A 12,602-nucleotide genomic window follows, 5' to 3' on the forward strand; every position below is an offset into this window, starting at 1 on the left:
TGACGGAAGGCGAGGATGCGCTGGTCTTTGCGCACCGTGGTCTCGTCCACCTGGTAGCGCTGCGAATCCCAGGGCATCCATTCCAGGAAACCGACCAGTGCGCGCCAGTTGCGCAGTTCGTAGTCGAAATGGCCTTTCCGGATATGGGAAAACTTGCTGAAATCATTGTCGTCGTGCGGCCGCCAGTAGCCCAGCGCGAAGCCCTGCGCTTCGGCGTTGTAGGTCGGCTTGAGCGCGTGCAGCCAGTACCAGGTGGGCGAGTCGACGAAAGCGAACCAGTTCATCACCGACTGCGCCGTGTTCATCATGCGCGCTTCGGACGTTTTCCTGTCGAGGTATTCGAACTCGGTGTTGTAGACCGGCTTGCCCAGCGTGTTGGCGTTGTACTTCGCCGCATTGTCGATCTGCTCGTTGGAGTCCTTGCCGATGCGGTGCCAGGTCCAGGCATCGACCAGATCGAGCTTCAGTCCGTTGCGCAGGGCGCCGCTGCTTTGTCCGCTCCAGCTGTTGGCATGCAGGTGAATATCCGGATAGGCCGCGCGAACCTTGCCGGCGACGATATTGTAGGTGGCGATAAATTCCTGGTCGTTGTAGTTGCAGGAGGAATAGCCGGCCGGATCGGCCGGCGGTTCGTTCTGCAGGCCAAACGCCGCGACAGGTACATTGTTCGCCTGCAGATAGCGTATGTCTTCCACTACGGCATCGCCAAATTGCCCAAGGAAATCCGCATCGAACTGTTTGAGCTTGCCGCCGATATAGGCGCCATTGCTCTTCCAGGCTGTCGGCGGAGACCAGTATTCGAAATTAACGCCCTCGGCACCGGACTCGTGGATCAGCGCGGCAATTTCGCTCAGCTGTTCCGGCCAGCGCGCGTCCAGGTTCTTGTTGTTGTTGCGTAGCCCGCGGTAGTAAAGCCCGCCGGCGAGGCGGATATAGCGAAAACCGTGGCCGCGGCCGATCAGTTCATTAGCGAGGCGCGTGCGCTCGGCCGGCGTCAGATCGTGCGGCACGGACGTGGTCTCCATCGGCATGCCGTTGCTGGCCGAGCCGATCGAATCGCTCTGGATCTCCACGCCCAGGCCCCAGATGCGCTGCCTGGGCACGTCGAGACGCACCCGGTATTCCTGCGCGAGCAGCGCCTGCGGCAGCACCGCAGCCATGCCGACTGCCATCAGCAACAATGTCTTGCACAACGTGTTCTTGTACATTGCTTCCTCCCTCGATACGCCCGTGGATCGGGCTGTTGAAAAGCGCGTTTGAAATTTCAAGGCTAGCTCATCGTCGCCAGTGCGCCGGCCGCAGCCATACCCTGATCCAGCGCATCAGCAACAACAGCGGCCCCTTGCCGGACTGGATATTCCGCAACGGCCTGCAAAAACGCGGCCGGCGCCGCCGTTCGCCCGAACGGCAGCGCCGGCGCACGCTACTGCTGCACCCAGAACTCGATTGAGTTCGGCGGCACGATCAGATTCAGGTTCGGCCCTGCCACTTTGGGCAGCGTGCCGTTCCAGGTATCCAGCCGATAGCGATGGCCCTGGAAACTGCCGGCCATGCCGGCGTCGATGCGGAAGGTGAAATTGCTCGCACCGCGATTGGTCAGCACCACCGCGAGCTTGCCGGTCGGACCGCCCTGGCGGAAGGCGAGGATGCGCTGGTCTTTGCGCACCGTGGTCTCGTCCACCTGGTAGCGCTGCGAATCCCAGGGCATCCATTCCAGGAAACCGACCAGTGCGCGCCAGTTGCGCAGTTCGTAATCGAAATGGCCTTTCCGGATATGGGAAAACTTGCTGAAATCGTTGTCGTCCTGCGGCCGCCAGTAGCCCAGCGCGTATCCCTGCGCTTCGGCGTTATAGGTCGGCTTGAGCGCGTGCAGCCAGTACCAGGTGGGCGAGTCAACGAAAGCGAACCAGTTCATCACCGATTGCGCGGTGTTCATCATGCGCGCTTCGGAGGTTTTGTTGTCGAGGTATTCGAACTCGTTGTTATACACCGGCTTGCCCAGCGTGTTGGCGTTGAACATCGCCGCGTCGTCGATCTGCTCGTTGGAGTTGGCGCCGATGCGGTGCCAGGTCCAGGCGTCGACCAGATCGAGGTTCAGTCCGCTGCGCAGCGCGGCGCGGTTCTGCCCGTCCCAGCTGTTGGCGTGCAGATGGATGGCGGGATAGGCCGCCCTGACCTTCGCCGCCACGGTGTTGTAGGCGGAGACATAGTTGCTGTTGCCGTATACGCAGTGCGAATAGGCAACCGGCGAGGTCATGCCCGGCTCGTTCTGCAGGCCGAACTGCACCACCGGAATGCCGTTCGCCGTGAGATAGCGGATGTCTTCCACGACCGCGTCGCCGAACTGGCCGAGGAAGGTCGCATCGAATTGCTTGAGCGTTCCGCCGATGTAGCTATTGGTAGATTTCCAGTATGGCGTCGGCGACCAGTACTCCAGGTCGACGCCTTCGACGCCGGATGCGCTGATCAGCTGCGCCAGCTCGGGCAGCTGCTCGGGCCAGCGGCCGTCCAGGTTCTTGTCGCCGTTGCGCAGGCCACGCAGATAGAGACCGCCGGCCAGGCGGACATAGCGAAAGCCATGGCCGCGGCCGATCAATTCCGTCGCCAGCCGCGCGCGCTCGCTCGGCACCAGATCGTGCGGCACGGACGTGGTCACCGCCGGCAGCCCGTTGTTGCCCGAGCCGATCGAATCGCTCTGGATCTCTACGCCCAGGCCCCAGATGCGCTGCCTGGGCACGTCGAGACGCACCCGGTATTCCTGCGCCAGCAGCGCCTGCGGCAGTACCGCAATCATGCCGACAACCATCCTCAACAACGTCTTGTACAGCGCGTTCTTGCTCATTGCTTCCTCCCTCGATAGGCCCGTGTACCGGGCTTTTGAAAAGCGAGTTAGAAATTTCAATGCAACGGAACCGGTGCGGCGCATGCCGTGGCCGCGCAGCGACGGAAGCAGACTGGCTAGGCCGATGGACCGCGTTCGGCCGCCGCGGCGGGCGGCGAAGGCGCAGATACACGCCAGGCGACGAAGGCAATGCCGAGCATGGCGGCGCCGAACAGCACCAGTGCCCCCTGGTCGCGCTCGTTCAGCAGGGCCAGTAGCAGCGTAAGCACGCCCGAGGCGCTCAGGCAGATGGCGACGATGCGCGCGGGCGCGTCGTCCACGTCTTCGCCCGGCGCCAGCGGCGTCGGCACATAGTTCGCGCTGCGTGCGCGGATCGCCCCCCAGGCCGGGTGGTCGCCGCGGGCGAGCAGATGCGCCACGGCCAGCACGACGACCGGCAGCACGGCACCGATCAGCACGTCGGTAATACGTGGATTGCCCTGCATCCACACGGCGATCGCACTCGCGCCGAACGGCGCTCCCACGGCCATGGCGAACTTGACCCAGAGGCCCGCGGCGAAACTCACTAGCGCCGTCGTGAGTACCGCGCGCGCGCCGATGCGGCCGCTGAGCAGGCCCCAGATCGTCGGCGCCATGAGGGGACCGAACAGCAGGCCGGTCAGGGTCAGGATGATCTTCTCGGCGCCGCCCAGCTGCGGCACCAGCAGCGCGACAATGACGAGCGCGATGCCGATCAGCAGCGTGAACCAGCGCCCGGCCGCGACCAGTGCGCGATCGCTCGCTGCGGGCCGGAACACGCGGCGATAGAACTGCTCGGTCAGCACGCCGGCGAAGACATTGATCTGCCCGCTGATGGCACTGGCCGTGGCGGAAAACATCGCCGCCATCATCAGGCCGAGCATGCCGACGGGCAGCACGGCCTGGCTGGCCAGGATATATGCCTGCTCCGGATTGGCATCGGCGCGCATCATGCGGAACAGGATCGGCGGCGTCAGCCACAGCGCGGGACTGATCAGGTACAGCGCGCCGAACAGATAGGCGCTCTTGCGCGCATCGCTGTCGGTCGGGACGCAGATATAGCGCTGGGCGAAGGCCCATTCCGCGCCGACCAGGAAAAAGTGTACGCCGACCCAGCCGGCCATGAACCACAGCGTGTACTGCTCCGACAGCGGCGAGAAGAACGTCGCGGGCAGCGGCACGAGTTCGATACCGCTGTTCAGGCGCAACAGCAGCAGCGGGATGACGAACAGCACGGCCAGCTGCAGGATGATGAACTGCAGCACGTCGGTCATCAGCACGGCCCAGAGCCCGCCGGCCACGGTATAGGCGATGACAATGGCACCGAACAAGAAGATCGCGAAGCTCACCGACAATTGCCCGGTCGCCGCGTCGCGCAGCAGGTTGCCCGGCTGCAGCGGTACCAGCGCCACCAGCATCACCGAGACGGCGTACAGGGCCACGCCGGTGGACAGGATGCGCACGCCCATCATGGCCCAGGTATAAAACTGTACAGCGCCCCGGCCGAAGCGCAGTTCGACGAACTCGGCCGGCGTGGTCACGCCGGTGCGGCGCCAGCGCCCGGCGACGAACAGGCCGACCAGGATGGCGGAAATGCCGATGCAGGTATTGATGGCGATGGCGACCACGCCTTCGCGATAGGCCAGGCCACCCCAGACCACGAAGGTGCCCGCCGACTTCAGGGTCATGAAACCGCTGAGGCCCGATACCCACCAGGGCGATTTGCCGCCGGCGGCGAACATGTCTTTCGAGCCGCGGTTGCGGCCGACGTAGTACAGGCCGATCGCCAGGGTTCCGATCAGGTAGAAGGCAAGCACGAGACTGTCGATCAGCGACATGAGGGTTCTCGACGCAGGATAGGAGCGCGGGCCCGTTGCGGCCCGCGCCAGGTTGTGCAGCGACGCGGCGCAGCGATCAGAAGTGGGCGCGGAACGTCACGCCGGCGTAGCGGCGGAAATCACGCCCGACCTGCTGCGCGTAGGCATTCGCGCCGCCGGCCGTGCCGACCGCCATCATGCCGGCCGAATACTGCTGGTCGAACACGTTCTTGACGAACAGGCCGAGATCGTACTTTCCGCCGCCGAAGATCAGGCCCAGCGACAGATCGGCGACGCCGTAGGCATCCTGGGTCAGTTTCGGGTTCTGGCTGATGTCGAATACCACCGCTTCCTGCCAGCGATAGTCGGCCTGTAGGTAGCCGTCGATGTCGCCGGACAGCGGCACCTCGTAGCGGCCGCTCACGGTATAGCGCAGGTCCGGCGCGTTGACGAACGGCTTGCCGTTGAGGTTCTGCACCGGCGGGCCGCCCGCTGCCGCCGGAGCGCAGCCCTGCGCCGCGGTCTGGCCGGTGTAGCAGGGTCCGTTCGGCACGTCCTCGAAGCGCGCATCCAGCCAGGTCACGCCGCCGCTGATGCTCAGGTTGCGCAAGGGCCGTGCAGTAATTTCCACTTCTGCACCGTCGATGGCGACGCCGCCGGCGCTCGTCAGCACCACCAGGCCCGCGGCGGAATTGAAGGTCTGCGCCTGGTAGTCGGCAAAGCGCGTGCGGAAACCGGTGAAGTTCAGCCAGAGGCGGTTGTCGAACAGCTGCGTCTTCACGCCGGCCTCGATCAGTTTCGAGGTTTCGGCCGGCGCGGGCAGCTGGGCGAACTGCGCGGCGCTGAGGCCCAGCGTCGCGGCCAGGCCTTCGCTCTTGTAGCCGGTGCTGTAGCTCAGATAGCCCATGAATTGCGGCGTGAACTGGTAGGTCGCGCTGGCCTTGCCGATGGTCGCGCTGTCGTCGTAGTTGCCGGTGACCGGACCGAAGGCCGGATTCGTCGCCGGCTGGTTGGATCCGTTGAAGAAGCCGGCAATCGGCCGCACGAAGCGCAGCCGCTGGTCTTCCTTGAGATGGCGCAGGCCGCCGGTCAGGGTCAGGCGTTCGCCGATATGCCAGTTGGCCTGGCCGAACAGCGAGAAATTGCGCGTATCGACGACGGAATTGCCGGTCAGCACCGCCTCGTCGCCCGGCACGCGCGGCACCACGCTGCCGTCGGGATTGATCGTCTCGATGGCGCCGATGTTCAGTCCGCGCCGGTCGAGGAAATTGTAGGCGCTGCCGTTGAAGTAATAGGCGCCGAGCACGTAGTCGAGCACGCCGCCGCGCGGCGAGGACAGGCGCAGCTCCTGCGTTTTCGTCGTGCTCGATTCGATATTGAAATTCGAGCGGATGAACTGGCCCTGCGTGTTGTCCAGATCGACATCGCTTTCGTTGTCGAAGCGGCGGTAGGCGCTGATGCTGGTCAGGGTGTACTCGCCCAGGGCCAGGTTGGCGGTCAGCGAGGCGCCGTAGTTTTTCTGCCGCACGAACGGATCCACGTCGTTGTTGACTTGGTCGTTGTCGCGGCCGACCGGCGTGCCGGTGATCACGGCACGCGGATTGTCGCTGGCAATGATCAGCGGCAGTGCGCAGCACTGCGCATCGAGCTTGGAATAGTCGCCGCTGAACAGCAGGTCCAGCGGCGAATCGTCGGCTTTCCAGGCCAGCTTGCCGCGGAAGCCGTAGGCCTCCTGGCCGTTGACGCTGTCGCCGGTGGCGCGGTTGGTCACGTTGCCGTCCTGGCTGCGGTAGAAACCGGCCATGCGGTAGGCGAAGCCGTTGCCGAGCGGGCCGGACACGGCGCCGTTGACACGGTATTCGTTGTCCTGCGCCGCCAGGAAGGACAGGTCTCCCGTGCGGTAGTCGAAATCCGGTGCGCGTGTGACGACGTTGATCACGCCGGCCGAGGAATTCTTGCCGAACAGCGTGCCCTGCGGTCCGCGCAATACCTCGATGCGCTCGATGTCGCCGAGATCGCTGAAGGCCGAGCCGGGACGCTGCAGCACCACGCCGTCGACCACGGTCGAGACGCTGGCTTCAACACCGGTGGAAAACACGTCGGTGCCGACGCCGCGCAGGCGGATCGAGTTGTTGCGCAGTTCGTTGCCGGCGGAAAACGTCACGCTGGGAATCAGCGCGGCGAGGTTGCTGACGTCGACGGCATTGGCGCGCTCCAGCGCATCGCCGCTGATCACCGCGACGGCGACCGGAATCTTCTGCACGTTCTCCTCGCGCCGCTGCGCGGTGACGGTGACCATTTCCAGCGCAGCGGGATCGTCCTGGGGGGGCGTGGCGGCGGCCTTGTCCAGCGGCGCCGCAGAGGCGCTGCTGGCGGCGCTCGCCGGCGCGGCCTGGGCGCCGTCGTCGCTGGCCGTGGCATCCGGCTGAACAGGTATGGCCGCCGGGTTTGTCGCTACGGGCTGGGCCAGTGCGGACTGGGCACACAACACCGCGACGATCGCCATTACTAAATTCTTGGTCTGCATCGTTGGTCCTCCCCTGGGTTGATCTTTTCGTTGGTGGCCTTGGGCCAACTGCCTTATAACACCGATTTTCCGAATATGGAACGATGTTCCATATATTGATTTAATATGCCGGCTTGACCGGAAACCAACCGGGCCTGGCCGGATCGAGATAGGCCCCGGAAATGGCATCGACGCGATAGCGGGCTACCGCCTCCTCGTCGACATCCACCCCAAGACCTGGCGCCATCGGCACTGCGTAGTACCCATCAACGACGCGGGGCGGATCGCGCACCACATCGCCGGCCAGGTAGGCGCGCTCGGTGTCGATGGCGATGTCCATGTTCGGGATGGCTGCCGCCAGATGGACGTAGGCCGCCTGCGACACACCAAGCTCGCCGCCGCTGTGCAGGGTGACCGACAGGTCGAAGGCCTCGGCGATGGCAGCAGCCTTGAGCGTCTGCCACAGCCCGCCCGCCTCGTGCGGATCGAGCAGGACCACGTCGGCCGCGTCGGCGCGCACGATCGCCGCGACGTCTTCCAGCGTGTAGGCGCTTTCGTCCAGCGCCACCGGCGTGCTTTGGGAACGACGCAAGTCGGCGTGCCCGGACAGGTTTTCCAGTGGCAGCGGCTGCTCGATATAGGCCAGGTCCAGCGGCTCCAGCCGGCGCAGCAGCCGCTTGGCCGTGCCCGGCCGCCAGGCGCCGTTGACGTCGGCGCGCAGGGGCGCCGAGCCGATGCGCGCGCGCACCGCTTCGAGCAGGGCGTAGTCGGCCCGCTCGCCGAAGCCGATCTTGACCTTGAACGTGCCGTAGCCCTGGTCGAGGAACCAGGCTGCCTTGTCGGCGCAGGCCGCGGGATCACTCAGGAACAGGTAGGCAGCAGCCGGCACGCGCTCGCGCCAGAGACCACCCCAGAGCACATGCAAAGGCTGCCCGGCCGCCTTGCCCAGCGCGTCCCACATGGCCATTTCCATCGCCGCAATGGCCATCACCGCCGCGCGCTTGTGGTGGTAGTAGCCGGCGCCGAGCACGTGCCGGCCGAAACGCTCGACCTGGCTGACGCAATAGCCCACGGCCAGCCGGGCCACCACGTTTTCGAATACTGCGCGGACCGTCTCGATCAGGCAGATGGTCTCGCCCCAGCCGACGACTCCCGTGTCCGTCTCGATCTTGACCAGCAGGCGCGTGGCGCCGCTGCGCGCCCCCGAGGCCCAGGCAATCGACTCGGTCAGCGGCATGCGGACCATCCAATGGGTTACTTTCACGATCTTCATTCGTCACTCTCAGTTTACGGAACAGTGTTCTATACTGTAGGATAGAACACGCCACTTCATGCAAAGGCAGATCAAATGAGTCATGCCAGACCCGTCGGCGACGGCGCCGACCTTCCCGAAAGCGGCGACGACGACAAGCGTTTCGCGGTACCCGGCGCGCAGGCGCTGTCGAAGGGGCTGAGCCTGCTCACCCTCATTGCGGATGCGCCGCATGCGCTGCGCTTCGGCGACCTGGTGAAATATTCCGGCATGCCGAAAAGCACGCTGCACCGCATGCTGCAGGCGCTGACCGACTTCCGCCTGATCCGCCTCAACGAAACCTCGCAGACCTATCACTTGGGCCATCGCCTGTTCGAAATGGCGCACAAGGTGTGGAGCGAGTTCGACCTGCGCAGCGCGGCCGAACCGGAACTGATGCGGCTGCGCGACCTGACCCACGAAACGGCACGGCTAGGCATCCTCGACGGCAGCGAAGCACTGATCATCGACCAGCGCGAAGAGCTGCAACCTGTCCGAATGGCCTACGGTGTCGGCAGTCGGCTGTCGACCAGCGCCAGCGCCGTCGGCAAGGCGCTGCTGGCGTACCTGCCGCCGGAAGAACTGCAGCGTTTCCTGGCCGGCGGCGCCCTGCGCGCGCATACGCCGAACTCCATCCTCAATCCGCTGGAGCTGCAGCGCGAACTGGACCTGGTCAAGGCGCGCGGCTACGCCGTCTCCATCGAGGAACAGGCGCTCGGCGTCAGCGGCGTCGCCGCGCCGGTACTGAACCATCGCGGCGAAGCCATTGGCGCCATCAGCATCAGCGGCCCCTCGTTTCGCCTGCCGCTGGACAGGCTGCATGCACTGGGGCGCGACGTCATCGAAGCGGCACGCCGCATTTCCGGCAATGTGGGTGAAACCTTCATGTCCATCTCGACCGCGGTCAGCCCCAGCCATGCCGCCGACGCACACGTCAAATGCGTGGTTCCCTCCAGCGCTTTTCTCGGCGAGGCGCCGCACTGGATCAGCGCGACACAATCGCTGCTGTGGGTGGACATCCTCACGCCTTCTGTACACATGTCCAATCTGACCAATGGCGACACGCGCACTACGCCGCTGCCGGAACTGGTCGGCATGGTCGTGCCGCGCCGGCGCGGCGGCTATGTCGCGGCAACCCAGAGCGGCTTCCGCAGCCTGGACCTGCACAGCGGCGAGATGGCCGCCCTGGCCAGTCCGCCCGGCATGTCGGGGCGCCGTTTCAACGACGGCAAATGCGACGCCGCCGGCCGGCTCTGGGCCGGCACGCTGGCGCTGGACGCCAGCCCGGACCGCGGCTCGCTGTACCGGCTGGACACCGACGGCTCGCTGCAGGAGATGGAAAGCGGCCTGCATATCTGCAACGGACTGGGCTGGAGCCCGGACTCGCGCCGCTTCTACCTGGCCGACTCGGGCCGGCGCGTCATCTACGCCTACGACTACGACCTCGCCGCAGGCACCCTGGCGAACAAATCGGTGCTGGTCAGCTTTGGCGAAAGCGAAGGCATGCCCGACGGCCTGGCCGTGGATGCGGAAGGCCATCTCTGGTGCGCCATGTGGGACGGCTGGGCGATCCGCCGCTATACGCCGGCCGGCGTGCTGCAGCAGACCATCGCGCTACCGGTGCCGCGGCCGACCAGCTGCGCCTTCGGCGGCGAGGGGCTGCGCACCTTGTTCATCACTTCCGCGCGCATCCGACTTTCCGCCACACAGCTGGCCGCGGCACCGCTGTCGGGCAGCATCCTGGCAGTGCAGCTGGATATTGCCGGCGCGCCGGTCGGACAGTACGGCGGCTGACATGGCGATCTATCCTTCTTTGCAGGACCGGCTGATCCTGGTCACCGGCGGCGGCGGCGGCATCGGCGCGGCCATCGTCGCGGCGTTTGCCCGGCAGAGCGCCGAGGTCGTCTTCATCGACGTGGATGCGGCCGGCGCCGCGCAGACGGTGCGCGCGATCGTCGACGGCGGCGCTGCCGCGCCGCGCCATGCGGTCTGCGACCTGCGCGACATTCCGCGCACCCTGCAGGCCGTCGAGGCACTGCTGCAGGGACGCGCGCCGCATGCGCTGATCAACAATGCCGGCAACGACCAGGCCCAGCCGCTGGAAGACGTCACGCTGGCCGACTGGGACGACCGCGTGGCGGTCAACCTGCGCCACCAGTTCTTCCTCGCCCAGGCCGTCGCGCCGCGCATGCGCGCGGTGCGCAGCGGCGCCATCGTCAACCTGGGCTCGATCGCCTGGATGATGGGCGCGGCCGGCGTGCCGGTGTATGCCACGCTGAAGTCGGCCGTCGCCGGCCTGACCAAGAGCCTCGCGCGCGAACTCGGCGGCGACAATATCCGCGTCAACGCCATCGCGCCGGGCTGGGTGCTGACCGAGCGGCAGCTGGAGAAGGGGCGCGCCGACCCGGCCAAGTTCACGCGCTATCTGGACCGCCAGTGCCTCAAGAGCCACCTGTTTCCGCCGCATGTGGCCGAACTCGCTCTGTGGCTGTGCGCCGAGGAGAGCGCCATGTGCACGGCGCAGACCTTCGTCGTCGACGGCGGCGTGGTCTGACATGGATACGTCCACCGTATTGATCGGCGTCGACTGGGGCGGCAGCAACCTGCGCGCTTTCGCCATCGACGCGCGGGGCCGTGCCGGCGGGCAGCGCGAGATCGCCTGCCCGGCCCTGTCGCTCGCCGCGGGCGGCCACGCTGCCGTGCTGGACCGCCTCATCGCCGACTGGCGCAGGCCGGGACTGCCCGTACTCGTCTGCGGCATGGCCGGCGCGCGCAACGGCTGGCAGGAAGTGGCCTACTGCCCCTGCCCCGCCGACGCCTCCGCGCTGGCTGCAGGCCTGCTGCCGGTGGCGGCCGACATCTGGCTGGTGCCCGGCGTGCGCTACGACGCCGGCACCGGCATCGAGGTGATGCGCGGCGAGGAAACCCAGGCACTCGGCGCCGCCGCGGCGGTCGACGACATCATGCTGATCTGCCCGGGCACGCATTCCAAATGGATACATATTGAAAATGGGCAAATTCGCTCGTTCCGCAGCAGCATCACCGGCGAACTGTTCGACGCGCTCTGGTCGCGCTGGCTGCCGCTGGTCGGCCCTGCACCGGCGCAGACCGACTGGGCCGCATTCGAGCGCGGCCTCGCCGCGGGACACGCAACGCCGCTGCTGTCCGCGCTGTTTTCCGTGCGCGCCGGCTATGCCACGGCGTGCCTGCGCCCGGACGAAATCCACGACTATCTGTCGGGCCTGCTGATCGGCGCCGAACTGGCGGCCTGCGACGATATGGCGGCGGGCCGGCCGCGCCGCATCGTCGGCGCCGCGGCATTGTCGGCGCGCTATGCGCATGCACTCGCGCTGAGCGGCCATCGCGCGACGCGGCTCGACGCCGCCGCCTGCGTGGCACAAGGCCTGAGCAGCATATGGCAGGGCAGGCGCTGACCGTGCAGGCCCGCCTGTCGATGCTGGCGCGCTCGCCCATCGTCGCGATCCTGCGCGGCCTGACGCCCGACCGCGCCGTCGAGGTCGCTGCGGCGCTGCTGGACGCCGGCATAGGCACGATCGAGGTGCCGCTGAATTCGCCCGACGCGCTGCACAGCATCCGCCTGCTGAGCGAGCGCTACGGCGAACACGCGCTGATCGGCGCGGGCACCGTGCTCGACGCGGGCGAGGTCGCCGCCGTGGCCGCTGCGGGCGGGCAGCTGATCGTGTCGCCAAATACTGATCGCGGCGTGATTGCGGCGAGCTGCGCCGCCGGGCTGGTCTGCCTGCCCGGCGTGTTCACGCCCAGCGAGGCATTCCAGGCATTGGCCGCCGGCGCGCACGGGCTGAAACTGTTTCCGGCCGACGTGCTCGGGCCAGCTGGCCTGCGTGCCCTGCGCGCGGTATTGCCCGCGGCAACGCGAGTGTTCGCGGTTGGCGGCGTATGCAGCACCAACCTGGCCGACTGGCGCACCGCCGGCGCCGACGGTGTCGGCATCGGCGCTACGCTGTTCAGGCCGGGCATGGACGGCGCGGGCATACGGCGCACGGCGCAAGAGCTGGTGCGCGCCTGGGCCGCGGCTTCGGCGTAGCAGCCCGACAAACCGCCTGCGGCCCAGGCCGCGACGGACACCGCCGCTCCGATTGCGCTTGC

Annotated in this window: 10 protein-coding genes; 5 read left to right on the forward strand and 5 right to left on the reverse strand. The window is 66.7% G+C overall.

What is annotated here, in order from left to right; genetic code table 11:
• On the reverse strand, window positions 1–1,208 hold a 1,208-nt coding region (locus tag DFR29_RS00210; protein ID WP_208113478.1), incomplete at its 3' end, for a glycoside hydrolase.
• Window positions 1,209–1,243: 35 nt separating this feature from the next.
• Here DFR29_RS00210 and DFR29_RS29585 point away from each other — a divergent pair.
• Entirely contained in the window at window positions 1,244–1,450 is a 207-nt protein-coding gene (locus DFR29_RS29585; protein ID WP_208113479.1) for a hypothetical protein, read from the forward strand.
• On the opposite strand, the gene DFR29_RS00215 is transcribed toward DFR29_RS29585, so the two are convergent.
• The 4 genes from DFR29_RS00215 to DFR29_RS00230 form a co-directional block, all read right to left on the reverse strand.
• On the reverse strand, window positions 1,424–2,842 hold the full coding sequence (locus tag DFR29_RS00215) for a hypothetical protein (RefSeq protein WP_133816542.1): 1,419 nt from the start codon (window positions 2,840–2,842) through the stop codon (window positions 1,424–1,426). The two genes, DFR29_RS29585 and DFR29_RS00215, sit on opposite strands and share 27 nt — an antisense overlap.
• 116 nt (window positions 2,843–2,958) lie before the next feature.
• The gene (locus DFR29_RS00220; RefSeq protein ID WP_133816543.1) at window positions 2,959–4,698 is read right to left on the reverse strand and encodes a sodium:solute symporter family transporter; all 1,740 of its coding nucleotides are present in this window, start codon (window positions 4,696–4,698) and stop codon (window positions 2,959–2,961) included.
• A gap of 76 nt (window positions 4,699–4,774) precedes the next feature.
• Window positions 4,775–7,204, reverse strand: a complete 2,430-nt coding sequence (locus DFR29_RS00225; RefSeq protein ID WP_166653779.1) for a TonB-dependent receptor — start codon at window positions 7,202–7,204, stop codon at window positions 4,775–4,777.
• A gap of 100 nt (window positions 7,205–7,304) precedes the next feature.
• Window positions 7,305–8,447 (reverse strand): mandelate racemase/muconate lactonizing enzyme family protein, encoded by a 1,143-nt coding sequence (locus DFR29_RS00230; RefSeq protein ID WP_166653780.1) that lies wholly within the window; start codon window positions 8,445–8,447, stop codon window positions 7,305–7,307.
• A gap of 84 nt (window positions 8,448–8,531) precedes the next feature.
• Between DFR29_RS00230 and DFR29_RS00235 the strand changes: the two genes are divergently transcribed.
• The 4 genes from DFR29_RS00235 to DFR29_RS00250 are packed head-to-tail and all read left to right on the forward strand — an operon-like array spanning window position 8,532 to window position 12,540.
• On the forward strand, window positions 8,532–10,268 hold the full coding sequence (locus tag DFR29_RS00235; protein WP_133816546.1) for an SMP-30/gluconolactonase/LRE family protein: 1,737 nt from the start codon (window positions 8,532–8,534) through the stop codon (window positions 10,266–10,268).
• Between the two features lies 1 nt (window position 10,269).
• The gene (locus tag DFR29_RS00240; RefSeq protein ID WP_133816547.1) at window positions 10,270–11,028 is read left to right on the forward strand and encodes an SDR family NAD(P)-dependent oxidoreductase; all 759 of its coding nucleotides are present in this window, start codon (window positions 10,270–10,272) and stop codon (window positions 11,026–11,028) included.
• A gap of 1 nt (window position 11,029) precedes the next feature.
• Entirely contained in the window at window positions 11,030–11,908 is an 879-nt protein-coding gene (locus tag DFR29_RS00245) for a 2-dehydro-3-deoxygalactonokinase (protein ID WP_166653781.1), read from the forward strand.
• Window positions 11,890–12,540: a 2-dehydro-3-deoxy-6-phosphogalactonate aldolase gene (locus tag DFR29_RS00250; protein WP_243745915.1), complete on the forward strand. Its 651-nt coding sequence runs from the start codon at window positions 11,890–11,892 to the stop codon at window positions 12,538–12,540. The genes DFR29_RS00245 and DFR29_RS00250 overlap by 19 nt, the downstream gene beginning before the upstream one ends.
• Window positions 12,541–12,602 lie beyond the last annotated feature (62 nt).

Source organism: Tahibacter aquaticus, assembly GCF_004363655.1.
Taxonomy (GTDB): Bacteria; Pseudomonadota; Gammaproteobacteria; order Xanthomonadales; family Rhodanobacteraceae; genus Tahibacter; species Tahibacter aquaticus.